The organism is Streptomyces noursei ATCC 11455, from assembly GCF_001704275.1.
GTDB classification, from domain to species: domain Bacteria; phylum Actinomycetota; class Actinomycetes; order Streptomycetales; family Streptomycetaceae; genus Streptomyces; species Streptomyces noursei.
Window position 1 is genome coordinate 7,066,601 of sequence record NZ_CP011533.1, and the last position, 14,181, is coordinate 7,080,781.

Annotated in this window: 9 protein-coding genes, 3 rRNA genes and 1 pseudogene; 10 read left to right on the plus strand and 3 right to left on the minus strand. The window is 65.9% G+C overall.

Annotated elements, in window-relative coordinates; genetic code table 11:
• The first annotated feature begins 25 nt into the window (after positions 1-25).
• The 4 genes from SNOUR_RS29995 to SNOUR_RS30010 all read left to right on the plus strand — a co-directional run bounded on the left by SNOUR_RS29995 (position 26) and on the right by SNOUR_RS30010 (position 3,231).
• On the plus strand, positions 26-820 hold the full coding sequence (locus SNOUR_RS29995) for an ABC transporter ATP-binding protein (RefSeq protein WP_067353153.1): 795 nt from the start codon (positions 26-28) through the stop codon (positions 818-820).
• A gap of 112 nt (positions 821-932) precedes the next feature.
• Positions 933-1,346, plus strand: coding sequence for an NfeD family protein (locus tag SNOUR_RS30000; protein WP_067353156.1), 414 nt, complete (start codon positions 933-935; stop codon positions 1,344-1,346).
• A 99-nt stretch (positions 1,347-1,445) separates the two neighbouring features.
• On the plus strand, positions 1,446-2,378 hold the full coding sequence (locus SNOUR_RS30005; protein WP_067353159.1) for an SPFH domain-containing protein: 933 nt from the start codon (positions 1,446-1,448) through the stop codon (positions 2,376-2,378).
• Between the two features lie 85 nt (positions 2,379-2,463).
• Positions 2,464-3,231, plus strand: a complete 768-nt coding sequence (locus SNOUR_RS30010) for a sulfite exporter TauE/SafE family protein (protein ID WP_067358922.1) — start codon at positions 2,464-2,466, stop codon at positions 3,229-3,231.
• A gap of 45 nt (positions 3,232-3,276) precedes the next feature.
• On the opposite strand, the gene SNOUR_RS30015 is transcribed toward SNOUR_RS30010, so the two are convergent.
• The 3 genes from SNOUR_RS30015 to SNOUR_RS30025 form a co-directional block, all read right to left on the minus strand.
• A complete protein-coding gene (locus tag SNOUR_RS30015) occupies positions 3,277-3,783 on the minus strand; it encodes an HNH endonuclease (protein ID WP_067353161.1) in 507 nt (168 codons plus the stop codon).
• A gap of 456 nt (positions 3,784-4,239) precedes the next feature.
• Positions 4,240-4,779, minus strand: coding sequence for a YbhB/YbcL family Raf kinase inhibitor-like protein (locus tag SNOUR_RS30020; protein ID WP_067353164.1), 540 nt, complete (start codon positions 4,777-4,779; stop codon positions 4,240-4,242).
• Between the two features lie 42 nt (positions 4,780-4,821).
• Positions 4,822-5,604, minus strand: coding sequence for a sporulation protein (locus tag SNOUR_RS30025; RefSeq protein WP_067353167.1), 783 nt, complete (start codon positions 5,602-5,604; stop codon positions 4,822-4,824).
• A 153-nt stretch (positions 5,605-5,757) separates the two neighbouring features.
• Here SNOUR_RS30025 and SNOUR_RS30030 point away from each other — a divergent pair, with 153 nt between their 5' ends.
• From SNOUR_RS30030 to SNOUR_RS48545, 6 genes and pseudogenes are all read left to right on the plus strand, one after another.
• Positions 5,758-6,408 (plus strand): DNA-3-methyladenine glycosylase, encoded by a 651-nt coding sequence (locus SNOUR_RS30030; RefSeq protein WP_067353170.1) that lies wholly within the window; start codon positions 5,758-5,760, stop codon positions 6,406-6,408.
• A 637-nt stretch (positions 6,409-7,045) separates the two neighbouring features.
• A 16S ribosomal RNA gene (locus SNOUR_RS30035) occupies positions 7,046-8,574 on the plus strand.
• A 310-nt stretch (positions 8,575-8,884) separates the two neighbouring features.
• Positions 8,885-12,006: ribosomal RNA gene (locus tag SNOUR_RS30040) — 23S ribosomal RNA — on the plus strand.
• 140 nt (positions 12,007-12,146) lie between these two features.
• Positions 12,147-12,263: ribosomal RNA gene (rrf, locus tag SNOUR_RS30045) — 5S ribosomal RNA — on the plus strand.
• The 16S, 23S and 5S rRNA genes sit together here, the layout of an rRNA operon.
• A gap of 299 nt (positions 12,264-12,562) precedes the next feature.
• Positions 12,563-13,378 (plus strand): annotated as a pseudogene (locus tag SNOUR_RS48540) (hypothetical protein); the annotation flags it as partial.
• Positions 13,379-13,396: 18 nt separating this feature from the next.
• Complete coding sequence (locus SNOUR_RS48545) at positions 13,397-14,149, plus strand: tetratricopeptide repeat protein (protein WP_067358923.1); 753 nt, start codon at positions 13,397-13,399, stop codon at positions 14,147-14,149.
• Positions 14,150-14,181: the final 32 nt, after the last annotated feature.

Here is a 14,181-nt window from a genome sequence, read left to right on the forward strand (position 1 = left end):
AGAAGCAATGGGAGACAGTGCGCTCATGAGCGATGTGCTGGAGCTGGTGGACGTATCCGTGGTCCGCGAAGGACGGGCTCTGGTCGACCAGGTCTCCTGGTCGGTGAAGGAGGGGGAACGCTGGGTGATCCTCGGCCCCAACGGCGCCGGCAAGACCACCCTGCTGAACCTCGCCTCCAGCTACCTCTTCCCGAGCGCCGGCTCCGCCCGGATCCTCGGTGAGCAGCTGGGCCGGGTCGACGTCTTCGACCTGCGGCCGCGCATCGGCATCGCCGGCATCGCGCTCGCCGACAAACTGCCGCGCAGCCAGACGGTGCTGCAGACCGTCCTCACCGCCGCCTACGGCATGACCGCCAGCTGGCGGGAGGACTACGACGAGGTCGACGAGCAGCGCGCCCGGGCCTTCCTCGACCGCCTCGGGATGAACGCCTACCTGGACCGGAAGTTCGGCACCCTCTCCGAGGGTGAGCGCAAGCGCACCCTGATCGCCCGGGCGATGATGACCGACCCCGAGCTGCTCCTCCTGGACGAGCCCGCCGCCGGCCTCGACCTCGGCGGCCGCGAGGACCTGGTGCGCCGCCTGGGCCGGCTCGCCCGCGACCCCTACGCGCCCTCGATGATCATGGTCACCCACCACGTCGAGGAGATCCCGCCGGGCTTCACCCACGTCCTGATGATCCGTCAGGGCAAGGTGCTGTCCGCCGGCCCGCTCGACCTGGAGCTGACCTCCAGCAACCTCTCGCACTGCTTCGGCCTCCCGCTCGTCGTCGAGCGCAACGGCGCCGACCGCTGGACCGCGCAGGGGCTGCCCCTCAAGTAGCCGCCACCGCCCGAGTGGACGCGCTTCGCACGGTGCGGCAACCGGTCGCTGACCGATCGCGCCCTGTCCCCGGGCCGCCCGCCGGACCTACCATGAGGCCGTGGATCCATGGGTGTGGTGGCTGATCGCCGCCGTAGGACTGGGCATTCCGCTCGTCGTGACCGCGATGCCCGAATTCGGGATGTTCGCGGTCGGCGCCGTCGCCGGTGCCGTCACCGCAGCGCTCGGTGGCGGCACCGTCGCACAATTCCTGGTGTTCGTGGTGGTGTCGGTGGCGTTGGTCGCCGTCGTCCGGCCGATCGCCAACCGCCACCGCGGCCAGGGCCCGCGCCTCGCCTCCGGCATCGACGCCCTGAAGGGCAGGACCGCCACGGTCCTCGAACGGGTCGACGCCGGGAGCGGCGGCCGCATCAAACTCGCCGGAGAAGTCTGGTCCGCCCGTGCCCTCGACGGCGACCGGGTCTACGAACCGGGCCAACAGGTCGACGTGGTGGAAATCGAGGGTGCCACCGCCCTCGTCATCTGACCGAACCCGGTGCACGACGCCCCGCACCTCTGAAAGACTGATCAACAGAAAGCCGGCCGCGGCCGGACGGGCCAGCAACGAAGGGCAACGGGAGCCGCTGTGGATATCATCATCGTCCTGATCATCCTGGTGGTGCTCGTCTTCATCGCACTCCTCAAAACGATCCAGGTCATCCCCCAGGCCAGCGCCGCCATCGTCGAGCGCTTCGGCCGCTACACCCGCACGCTCAACGCGGGCCTGAACATCGTCGTCCCGTTCATCGACACCATCCGCAACCGCATCGACCTGCGCGAACAGGTCGTGCCGTTCCCGCCGCAGCCGGTGATCACGCAGGACAACCTCGTCGTCAACATCGACACGGTCATCTACTACCAGGTCACCGACGCCCGCGCCGCCACCTACGAAGTCGCCAGCTACATCCAGGCGATCGAGCAGCTCACCGTCACCACCCTCCGCAACATCATCGGCGGCATGGACCTCGAACGCACCCTGACTTCCCGCGAGGAGATCAACGCGGCGCTGCGCGGCGTCCTGGACGAGGCCACCGGCAAGTGGGGCATCCGCGTCAACCGCGTCGAGCTCAAGGCGATCGAGCCGCCCACCTCCATCCAGGACTCGATGGAGAAGCAGATGCGCGCCGACCGCGACAAGCGCGCCGCCATCCTCCAGGCCGAGGGTGTCCGGCAGTCCGAGATCCTCACCGCCGAGGGCCAGAAGCAGTCCGCGATCCTCCGCGCCGAGGGTGAGGCCAAGGCCGCGGCCCTGCGCGCCGAGGGCGAGGCCCAGGCGATCCGGGTGGTCTTCGAGTCCATCCACGCCGGCGACCCGGACCAGAAGCTGCTGTCGTACCAGTACCTCCAGATGCTCCCGAAGATCGCCGAGGGCGACGCCAACAAGCTCTGGATCGTCCCCAGCGAGATCGGCGACGCGCTCAAGGGCCTCGGCGGCGCCATCGGCAGCTTCAACCCCGCGGGCGGCGCCAACATCCCCAAGCCCGGCGGCCCCGAGCGCCAGGCGCCCCCGATCGACTGACGCCGCGACACCCCTCGTGCATGATCAGGGTTGCCCCTCGACCTCAATGGCGGGGAGGCAACCCTGATCATGTGAGGAGATGGGCTTGTCCCTCTGGGAAGCAGTCGCAGTCTTCGTCGCCGGCCTGGGCGCCGGCACCATGAACACCATCGTCGGTTCCGGCACCCTGATCACCTTCCCCGTCCTGCTCGCCGTCGGCCTCCCGCCGGTGACCGCCAACGTCTCCAACTCCCTTGGCCTGGTGCCCGGTTCGATCAGCGGCGCAATAGGGTACCGCCGCGAACTGCGCGGCCAGGGGCGCCGGGTGCTGCGCCTCGCGACCGCCGCCCTCATCGGCGGCCTGACCGGTGCCGTCCTGCTGCTGGCCCTGCCCTCCAGCGCCTTCGACACGGTCGTCCCGGCCCTGATCGCCGTCGCCCTGGTGCTCGTCGTCGCGCAGCCCCGGCTCGCCGCCGCGGTCCGCGCCCGCCGTGCCCGCAACGGCACCGCCGCCCACCGCGACGGCGGCCTCGCCCTCTTCGCCGGCCTGCTGCTGGCCAGCGTCTACGGCGGCTACTTCGGCGCCGCCCAGGGCATCATCTACCTCTCCCTGATGGGCGTCCTGCTCAGCGACGACCTCCAGCGCATCAACGCGCTCAAGAACGTCCTCGCCGCCCTCGTCAACGGCGTCGCGGCGATCTTCTTCCTCTTCGTCGCCGACTTCGACTGGACAGCCGTCGCCCTGATCGCGATCGGCTCCGCCCTCGGCGGCCAGGTGGGGGCCACGATCGGCCGACGCCTCCCGCCGACCGCCCTGCGTGCCGTGATCGTCGCGGTGGGACTGCTGGCCATCGTCCAACTCCTCCTGAAGTAGGAGGAGTTGGATGCCGGTCCGCCGGTCTGCCAGCCGTCCGCGGCGCTACGCCGGGAGCGCTCCCAGCCACTCCGGCAGCTCGTCCCGCGCGGACACCCCCAGGGCCGACACCAGTGCGTCCGCCGGCGTCGGCACGAAGGGCCGCCGGAGCAGCCGCATCCCCGCCTGCTCCGGCGTCCGGTCCGCCTTGCGGTGGTTGTCCTCCGCACACGAAGCGACGGTATTCAGCCAGGTGTCCCCACCGCCGTGCGACCGCGGCAGCACGTGGTCCACGGTCGTCGCCCGCTTCCCGCAGTACGCGCATCGGTGCTGGTCACGGGCGAGTACTCCGCGCCGGGACCACGATGCCTGTCTTCGGAACGGCACCCGGACGTACCGGCTGAGCCTGATCACCCGCGGCACCGGTACGTCCACCGACGCCGCCCGGATCCGCATCCCCGGGTGGGCGTGCTCGACGACCGCCTTGTCCTGCATCACCAGCACCACCGCACGCCGCAGCGACACCGTCGCCAGCGGCTCGAAGCTCGCATTCAGCACCAGCGTCTCGCGCATCCCGTCCACCTCCCGGACCCTGATCGCCGTCGTGGCGAAGTGGCTCCACTGTGCAGGGGCAGGTATTTCCCGGACAACGCAATTTCCGTGTGCCACAAGGGAAATGGCAGGTGAGGGCAGGGTGAAGAAGAGGTGTGCCGCGGCGACGGCGGGGACGCCGCGGAGGCACACGAAAGGGTGCGCTCCGAGTCCCGTCCCCCGTGACGCACGGAACCCGGAGCGAACGACAGCCGGTACGGACGTCCGGCGCGTGCGGACTCCGGACGGGGCACCCACCCGTGCTCCTGAGGCACGGGGGGAGGGGGCGAACACACCTGCGCCCCAGCACTCCCGCCCACTGTGGTACCAGCTGCCCGCCGCCTCGTGGAGGCGGCGGCACGCGTACCACTGTGCGCGCGGGGAGCGCCGGGGCGCAACGCATTTCTCCCGGGCCCGACGGCCCGGCCGGCACCGGCGTCAGCCGGCGGCGGGCACCTCGTACTCGCCGATCAGCTGAGCCCGCCCGATCGTGTGGAACCGCAGGTTGAAGCCGACCACCGCGGGCGAGACGTCCGCGTCCGGACCCAACTTCTCCTGGTCCACCGCGTACACGGTGAACACATAGCGGTGCGGACCGTCACCGGGCGGCGGCGCCGCACCGCCGAAGTCCCGCGTCCCGTAGTCGTTGCGGACGTGCACGGCCCCCTCGGGGAGCCCCTTCATGTCACCGCTGCCCGCCCCGGCCGGCAGCTCCGTCACCGACGCCGGGATGTCGAACAGCACCCAGTGCCAGAACCCGCTGCCGGTCGGCGCGTCCGGGTCGTAGCAGGTGACGGCATAGCTCCTGGTCCCCGTGGGAGCACCCTCCCACCGCAGCTGAGGAGAGCGGTTCCCCGCCGCGTGGACCTGCTCGGGCCGCAGCGTGCCGCCCGGCTCCACCTCCTCGCTCACCACGGTGAACTCCGCCACCGGCGGGTGGAAATCGTGCGGGAGCGGCCGCCGCTTCAGCTCGGACACCTCGGACCTCCTGGTCGCTTGCTGACACTCTGTCCGGCCAGGTTAGAGCCAGTTGCGCCGCCCGCCGACCTCGGCCAGCCAGTGGTTGAGATAACCGGGCCAGTCGGTCCCCTCGAAGTCGTGCAGCCCGACCGTGAACGACCGGTAGGTGTCCGACCCCTCGCTGAACAGCCCCGGCTTCTTGTCCATCTCCAGCACCACGTCCATCTCCCGGTCGTCGGCCACGAAGGACACCTCGACCTCGCTCAGCCCGCGGTACTGCGGCGGCGCCGAGAACTCGATCTCCTGGTAGAAGGGCAGCTGCTGACGCGTCCCGTGGATCCGCCCCTGTTCCAGATCCGCGGTCTTGAACCGGAACCCGAGCCGCCCGAAGGCGTCCAGGATCGCCTGCTGTGCCGGCAGCGGGTGCACCTGCACCGGGTCGAGATCACTGGAGTCCACCGCCCGCGCGATCGCCAGGTCGGTCGTCACCCCCACGCTCACCCCGGGCAGCGGATGCCCCGGGAAGGTGGTCATCGGCGTCTCCCAGGGGATCTCCAGCCCGAACGGCACCGTGTGCACGGCCCCCGCCTGCACCTCGAACGCCCCGCCCAACCGCAGCCGGGCGAACTCGACGTCCCGCCTGACCTCCTCGTCCCCGCGCTCGACCTCCACCCGCGCCTGCAGCCCGACGGACAGCCCCTGGATCGCCTGCGGCACCGACCCGCCCTGGAGCCGGACCTCCCCTTGCACCACCCCGCCGGGCACCACGTTCTCCTCGAAGAGCACCGTCTCCACGGACGCGCCCCCGGCCCCCAGACTCGCCAGCAACTTCTTGAACCCCATGCTCGCCCTCCCCTGACGCAATCCGCGCCCCGTACAGCCGGCCGATCGTGGCCCGATCCTTACGCACCCCGAACCGATCGGCCCAATTCCGTTTCCACAACCGCCCAAACCGCCCCGCCGCCCACCCGTGCCCCTCCACTACGCTCGGGATCCATGACCGACGTACCGGGCCACGTCCCCCTCCCGCGCGACTTCTTCGACCGCCCCGTCCTGGACGTCGCCCCGGACCTGCTCGGCCGCACCCTGGTACGTCACAGCCCCGCCGGCCCGATCGCACTCCGCCTCACCGAGGTCGAGGCGTACGACGGCGAGGCCGACCCCGGCTCCCACGCCTACCGCGGCCGCACCGCCCGCAACGCCACGATGTACGGCCCGCCCGGCCACGCGTACGTCTACTTCATCTACGGCATGTGGTTCAGCATCAACCTGGTCTGCGGGCCCGAGGGCAAGGCCGGCGCGGTCCTGCTGCGCGCCGGCGAGATCCTCACCGGCGCACCCCTGGCCGCCGGCCGCCGCCCCAAGGCCCGCAACACCGACGAGCTCGCCAAGGGCCCGGCCCGGCTGGCCACCGCCCTCGACATCGACCGCTCCCTGGACGGCGTAGACGTCTGCGCCCCGGCCCACGGCCCGCTCACGATCCTCCACGGCACCCCCGCCCCGCGCGATCGGGTGCGCAATGGGCCCCGCACCGGCGTCGGCGGCGACGGCGCCGACCACCCGTGGCGCTACTGGATCGACGGTGACCCCACCGTCAGCCCCTACCGCCCCCACACGCCCAGGCGACGCACCGCCACGACGACTTGACTCTGTCCCGCCAAACGCCTAACGTGTCCCGAGCCGCTGAACCCGGGCAGTGCTATCTGCACACCCGAGGCGGCACCACCACTACTTCGAACGACTCCCTGGCGGGTTTCTTTCGGCGTTGCCGAAATTCACCCCGCTCGGCTCGATTATGAGCCGTCAGGAAAAGCCGCTAAAGTAGTGACCACGCCGAAAGGCGAACCCCTCCGACGAAAATCGGAACCGAATTCGAAGCCGGTAGCGCCCCTCGGGAAGCGGCCCGGAAACGAAAAAGGATCTGATAAAGTCGGAGCCGCGAGGAAGCCGAAAGGCCGAATCGCACCGGCGAAAATCGGAGCCGAAAGGATCTGATAGAGTCGGAGACGCAAGACCGAAGGGAAGCGCCCGGAGGAAGCCCGAGAGGGTGGCCGAAGGAAGCGTCCGTTCCTTGAGAACTCAACAGCGTGCCAAAAGTCAACGCCAGATATGTTGATACCCCGTCTCCATCATGGAGATGAGGTTCCTTTGAAAAGTCCTTCTAATAGCTTTGGGAGGCACACAGCGAGGACGCTGTGAACCGCGAGGATTATTCCTCCTTGTGGTTCCGCTCAACGCGAGTGTTGATACCGGCAGTTTTTCATTAAACGCAGTCCGGAAAGCATTCACGGAGAGTTTGATCCTGGCTCAGGACGAACGCTGGCGGCGTGCTTAACACATGCAAGTCGAACGATGAACCGGCTTCGGTCGGGGATTAGTGGCGAACGGGTGAGTAACACGTGGGCAATCTGCCCTTCACTCTGGGACAAGCCCTGGAAACGGGGTCTAATACCGGATATGACACGGGGTCGCATGATCTCCGTGTGGAAAGCTCCGGCGGTGAAGGATGAGCCCGCGGCCTATCAGCTTGTTGGTGAGGTAATGGCTCACCAAGGCGACGACGGGTAGCCGGCCTGAGAGGGCGACCGGCCACACTGGGACTGAGACACGGCCCAGACTCCTACGGGAGGCAGCAGTGGGGAATATTGCACAATGGGCGAAAGCCTGATGCAGCGACGCCGCGTGAGGGATGACGGCCTTCGGGTTGTAAACCTCTTTCAGCAGGGAAGAAGCGAGAGTGACGGTACCTGCAGAAGAAGCGCCGGCTAACTACGTGCCAGCAGCCGCGGTAATACGTAGGGCGCGAGCGTTGTCCGGAATTATTGGGCGTAAAGAGCTCGTAGGCGGCTTGTCGCGTCGGATGTGAAAGCCCGGGGCTTAACCCCGGGTCTGCATTCGATACGGGCAGGCTAGAGTTCGGTAGGGGAGATCGGAATTCCTGGTGTAGCGGTGAAATGCGCAGATATCAGGAGGAACACCGGTGGCGAAGGCGGATCTCTGGGCCGATACTGACGCTGAGGAGCGAAAGCGTGGGGAGCGAACAGGATTAGATACCCTGGTAGTCCACGCCGTAAACGTTGGGAACTAGGTGTGGGCGACATTCCACGTCGTCCGTGCCGCAGCTAACGCATTAAGTTCCCCGCCTGGGGAGTACGGCCGCAAGGCTAAAACTCAAAGGAATTGACGGGGGCCCGCACAAGCAGCGGAGCATGTGGCTTAATTCGACGCAACGCGAAGAACCTTACCAAGGCTTGACATACACCGGAAAGCATTAGAGATAGTGCCCCCCTTGTGGTCGGTGTACAGGTGGTGCATGGCTGTCGTCAGCTCGTGTCGTGAGATGTTGGGTTAAGTCCCGCAACGAGCGCAACCCTTGTTCTGTGTTGCCAGCATGCCTTTCGGGGTGATGGGGACTCACAGGAGACTGCCGGGGTCAACTCGGAGGAAGGTGGGGACGACGTCAAGTCATCATGCCCCTTATGTCTTGGGCTGCACACGTGCTACAATGGCCGGTACAATGAGCTGCGATACCGCGAGGTGGAGCGAATCTCAAAAAGCCGGTCTCAGTTCGGATTGGGGTCTGCAACTCGACCCCATGAAGTCGGAGTTGCTAGTAATCGCAGATCAGCATTGCTGCGGTGAATACGTTCCCGGGCCTTGTACACACCGCCCGTCACGTCACGAAAGTCGGTAACACCCGAAGCCGGTGGCCCAACCCCTTGTGGGAGGGAATCGTCGAAGGTGGGACTGGCGATTGGGACGAAGTCGTAACAAGGTAGCCGTACCGGAAGGTGCGGCTGGATCACCTCCTTTCTAAGGAGCATCTAGACGGTCGCAAGATTGTCCAGAGCCACTACGTCGGCGAATGTTCGACGGTGGTTAGCTCATGGGTGGAACGTTGACTACTCGGCACACAGAGATCGATCGGGACGCTAGTACTGCCTTCGGGCGTGGAACGCGGATCGGGTCGGGTCTGGGTGTCGGGCACGCTGTTGGGTGTCTGAGGGTGCGGACTTATGGTCTGAGCCTTCGGGATGCCGGTCCCAGTGAACTCAGCCTTCGGGTTGGGGTGGTGGGTGGCTGGTCGTTGTTTGAGAACTGCACAGTGGACGCGAGCATCTGTGGCCAAGTTTTTAAGGGCGCACGGTGGATGCCTTGGCACCAGGAACCGATGAAGGACGTGGGAGGCCGCGATAGGCCCCGGGGAGCTGTCAACCGAGCTTTGATCCGGGGGTGTCCGAATGGGGAAACCCGGCAGTCGTCATGGGCTGTCACCCGCTGCTGAACACATAGGCAGTGTGGAGGGAACGCGGGGAAGTGAAACATCTCAGTACCCGCAGGAAGAGAAAACAACCGTGATTCCGGGAGTAGTGGCGAGCGAAACTGGATGAGGCTAAACCAGTCACGTGTGATACCCGGCAGGGGTTGCGTGGTTGGGGTTGTGGGAGCTTTCTTGATCGGTCTGCCGGCCGGTCGGTGAGTCAGAAACCGTTGATATAGGCGAAGGACATGCGAAAGGTCCGGCGTAGAGGGTAAGACCCCCGTAGCTGAAATGTCAGCGGCTTGCTTGAGAGCCACCCAAGTAGCACGGGGCCCGAGAAATCCCGTGTGAATCTGGCGGGACCACCCGTTAAGCCTAAATATTCCCTGGTGACCGATAGCGGATAGTACCGTGAGGGAATGGTGAAAAGTACCGCGGGAGCGGAGTGAAATAGTACCTGAAACCGTGTGCCTACAAGCCGTGGGAGCGTCGCCATGCAGCTTGCTGTGTGGTCGTGACTGCGTGCCTTTTGAAGAATGAGCCTGCGAGTTTGCGGTATGTTGCGAGGTTAACCCGTGTGGGGAAGCCGTAGCGAAAGCGAGTCCGAATAGGGCGTTGGAGTAGCATGCTCAAGACCCGAAGCGGAGTGATCTAGCCATGGGCAGGTTGAAGCGGAGGTAAGACTTCGTGGAGGACCGAACCCACCAGGGTTGAAAACCTGGGGGATGACCTGTGGTTAGGGGTGAAAGGCCAATCAAACTCCGTGATAGCTGGTTCTCCCCGAAATGCATTTAGGTGCAGCGTCGTGTGTTTCTTGCCGGAGGTAGAGCACTGGATAGGCGATGGGCCCTACCGGGTTACTGACCTTAGCCAAACTCCGAATGCCGGTAAGTGAGAGCGCGGCAGTGAGACTGTGGGGGATAAGCTCCATGGTCGAGAGGGAAACAGCCCAGAGCATCGACTAAGGCCCCTAAGCGTGTGCTAAGTGGGAAAGGATGTGGAGTCGCAGAGACAACCAGGAGGTTGGCTTAGAAGCAGCCACCCTTGAAAGAGTGCGTAATAGCTCACTGGTCAAGTGATTCCGCGCCGACAATGTAGCGGGGCTCAAGTACACCGCCGAAGTCGTGTCATTGCAGCATGAGGGCTAACGCCTGTTGTGATGGGTAGGGGAGCGTCGTGTGCCGGGTGAAGCAGCCGTGGAAACGAGTTGTGGACGGTTCACGAGTGAGAATGCAGGCATGAGTAGCGATACAAGAGTGGGAAACTCTTGCGCCGATTGACTAAGGGTTCCTGGGTCAAGCTGATCTGCCCAGGGTAAGTCGGGACCTAAGGCGAGGCCGACAGGCGTAGTCGATGGACAACCGGTTGATATTCCGGTACCCGCTTTGAAGCGCCCAATACTGAATCAGGCGATGCTAAGTCCGTGAAGCCGCCCTGATCTCTTCGGAGTTGAGGGGAGTGGTGGAGCCGACGGACCAGACTTGTAGTAGGTAAGCGATGGGGTGACGCAGGAAGGTAGTCCAGCCCGGGCGGTGGTTGTCCCGGGGTAAGGGTGTAGGCCGTGTGGTAGGCAAATCCGTCACACGTTAAGGCTGAGACCTGATGCCGAGCCGATTGTGGTGAAGTGGATGATCCTATGCTGTCGAGAAAAGCCTCTAGTGAGTTTCAAGGCGGCCCGTACCCTAAACCGACTCAGGTGGTCAGGTAGAGAATACCGAGGCGTTCGGGTGAACTATGGTTAAGGAACTCGGCAAAATGCCCCCGTAACTTCGGGAGAAGGGGGGCCATTTCTGGTGATCCGTTTTACACGGTGAGCTGGGGGTGGCCGCAGAGACCAGCGAGAAGCGACTGTTTACTAAAAACACAGGTCCGTGCGAAGCCGTAAGGCGATGTATACGGACTGACGCCTGCCCGGTGCTGGAACGTTAAGGGGACCGGTTAGCTCCATTTCGGTGGGGCGAAGCTGAGAACTTAAGCGCCAGTAAACGGCGGTGGTAACTATAACCATCCTAAGGTAGCGAAATTCCTTGTCGGGTAAGTTCCGACCTGCACGAATGGCGTAACGACTTCTCGACTGTCTCAACCATAGGCCCGGTGAAATTGCATTACGAGTAAAGATGCTCGTTTCGCGCAGCAGGACGGAAAGACCCCGGGACCTTTACTATAGCTTGATATTGGTGTTCGGTTCGGCTTGTGTAGGATAGGTGGGAGACTTTGAAGCGCCAACGCCAGTTGGTGTGGAGTCGTTGTTGAAATACCACTCTGGTCGTGCTGGATGTCTAACCTGGGTCCGTGATCCGGATCAGGGACAGTGTCTGGTGGGTAGTTTAACTGGGGCGGTTGCCTCCTAAAGGGTAACGGAGGCGCCCAAAGGTTCCCTCAGCCTGGTTGGTAATCAGGTGTTGAGTGTAAGTGCACAAGGGAGCTTGACTGTGAGACTGACGGGTCGAGCAGGTACGAAAGTAGGGACTAGTGATCCGGCGGTGGCTTGTGGAAGCGCCGTCGCTCAACGGATAAAAGGTACCCCGGGGATAACAGGCTGATCTTCCCCAAGAGTCCATATCGACGGGATGGTTTGGCACCTCGATGTCGGCTCGTCGCATCCTGGGGCTGGAGTCGGTCCCAAGGGTTGGGCTGTTCGCCCATTAAAGCGGTACGCGAGCTGGGTTTAGAACGTCGTGAGACAGTTCGGTCCCTATCCGCTGCGCGCGTAGGAGTCTTGAGAAGGGCTGTCCCTAGTACGAGAGGACCGGGACGGACGGACCTCTGGTGTGCCAGTTGTTCTGCCAAGGGCATGGCTGGTTGGCTACGTTCGGAAAGGATAACCGCTGAAAGCATCTAAGCGGGAAGCCTGCTTCGAGATGAGGGCTCCCACCCACTTGATGGGGTAAGGCTCCCAGTAGATGACTGGGTTGATAGGCCAGATATGGAAGCGCCGTAAGGTGTGGAGTTGACTGGTACTAATAGGCCGAGGGCTTGTCCTCAGTTGCTCGCGTCCACTGTGTGGTTCCCGGGTTGCGAACAGTCGCAGCATCGGTGAACTGGCTGATATCCCGCTTTCGCGGGGTGACAGTTGCACTTCTTAAATTGAAGAGTGTGCTTGTTCGCTTGAACCCGAATGGGTTTCGGTGGTTATAGCGTTAGGGAAACGCCCGGTCACATTCCGAACCCGGAAGCTAAGCCTTTCAGCGCCGATGGTACTGCAGGGGGGACCCTGTGGGAGAGTAGGACGCCGCCGAACAATTTTTCAAGGACCCTTGGTCCCAGCGTTCACGCTGGGACCAAGGGTCCTTTTGTTTTGCCGAAGCGCGCCGAACGGGTCGGTGCGTGAGAATGAATGCAGTACCGAAGACAGGAGTCACGTCGATGTCCACCAACCCTTCCGACGATCGTTCGGAGCGCCGGCCGAGGCGCGACGGCGGTGACCGTGGTGGTTTCCGGCGGGACGACCGTGGGCCGCGGCGCGACAGCCGGGACAACCGCGACAGCCGGGACAACCGTGGTGGTGAGCGCGGTGGTTACCGTCGCGACGACCGCGGTGAGCGGGGCGAGCGCGGTGACCGGGGCGGCTACCGCGGTGGGTTCCGTCGGGACGAGCGTGGCGGTGGCGAGCGTCGCGACGACCGGGGCGGTTTCCGGCGCGACGAGCGTCGGGACGACCGGGGTGACCGGGGTGACCGGGGCGGGTTCCGTCGGGATGAGCGTGGCGGTGGCGAGCGGCGTGACGACCGGGGCGGTTTCCGGCGTGACGAGCGTCGCGACGACCGGGGTGACCGCGGCGGGTTCCGTCGGGACGACCGCTTCGAGCGGCGTGACGACCGGGGCGGTTTCCGGCGTGACGAGCGGCCCGAGCGTCGCGACGACCGTGGCGGATTCCGGCGTGATGAGCGGGACGACCGTGGTGGGTTCCGGCGTGACGAGCGTCGCGACGACCGGGGCGACCGTGGCGGGTTCCGTCGGGACGAGCGTGGTGGGGGCCGTGGTGGGTTCCGGCGGGACGAGCGGGATGATCGCGGTGGGTTCCGGCGGGATGACCGTTCGCGGGCGCCGCGGCGGGACGATGAGCGCGGTGGCTTCCGTCGCGACGACGAGCGCGGTGGCTTCCGTCGGGACGACGAGCGCGGTGGGTTCCGGCGCGACGAGCGTCGGGACGACCGGGGCGAGCGCGGCGGGTTCCGGCGCGATGATGAGCGCGGCGGTTTCCGGCGGGACGATCGAGGGCCGCGACGGGACGACCGTGGTGGTTTCCGGCGGGACGATGAGCGCGGGGCGCGGCGGCCGTACGGCGGTGGGCGTGGCCGGGACGACCGTAGGGACGGGCAGCGTCGGGACGACCGTCGGGACTACGACCGGGACCGGGAGCCGATCAAGCGGCTGCCGATCCCGGAGGACGTGACCGGCGAGGAGATCGACAAGGCGGTGCGGCAGGAGCTGCAGAGCCTGCCGAAGACGCTGGCCGAGGACGTCGCCAAGAACCTGGTGATGGTCGCGCGGCTGCTCGACGAGGAGCCGGAGAGGGCGTACGGGTACGCGCGGGTCGCGCTGCGGCTGGCGTCCCGGGTCGCGGCGGTGCGCGAGGCCGCCGGCTTCGCGGCGTACGGGACCGGCAAGTACGCCGAGGCGCTGAAGGAGTTCCGGGCGGCGCGGCGGATGACCGGCAGCGCGGAGCTGTGGCCCCTCATGGCGGACTGCGAGCGGGGCCTCGGTCGTCCGGAGAAGGCGCTGGCGATGGCCGGTGAGCCCGAGGTGCAGAAGCTGGACCGGGCCGGGCAGGTCGAGATGCGGCTGGTCGCGGCCGGGGCCCGGCGGGACCTGGGGCAGGCGGACGCCGCGGTGGTGACGCTGCAGAGCCCCGAGCTGGCGTCGAACGCGGTGCACCCGTGGACCGCGCGGCTGCGGTACGCGTACGCGGACGCGCTGTTGGCGGTCGGGCGCGAGGGCGAGGCGCGGGACTGGTTCGCCAAGGCGCTGGAGGCCGATCAGGCCGGCACCACGGATGCCTCGGACCGGCTGGCCGAGATGGACGGCGTGCAGTTCACCGATGCGCTGGTCGAGGACGAGGCCGAGGCCGAGGCCGAGGCCGGCGGTGAGGCGCAGTCCGGTGGCGGGTCGGAGAAGACCGAGTAGCTGAGTGACGAGAGAAGGGCGGACCCGGTGCG

Coding starts and splice junctions, on each gene's coding strand:
- SNOUR_RS30015 (WP_067353161.1), bottom strand. CDS start 3,783: ATGCGCGAGACGCTGGTGCTGAATGCGAGCTTCGAGCCGCTGGCGACG.
- SNOUR_RS30025 (WP_067353167.1), bottom strand. CDS start 5,604: ATGGGGTTCAAGAAGTTGCTGGCGAGTCTGGGGGCCGGGGGCGCGTCC.
- SNOUR_RS29995 (WP_067353153.1), top strand. CDS start 26: ATGAGCGATGTGCTGGAGCTGGTGGACGTATCCGTGGTCCGCGAAGGA.
- SNOUR_RS30030 (WP_067353170.1), top strand. CDS start 5,758: ATGACCGACGTACCGGGCCACGTCCCCCTCCCGCGCGACTTCTTCGAC.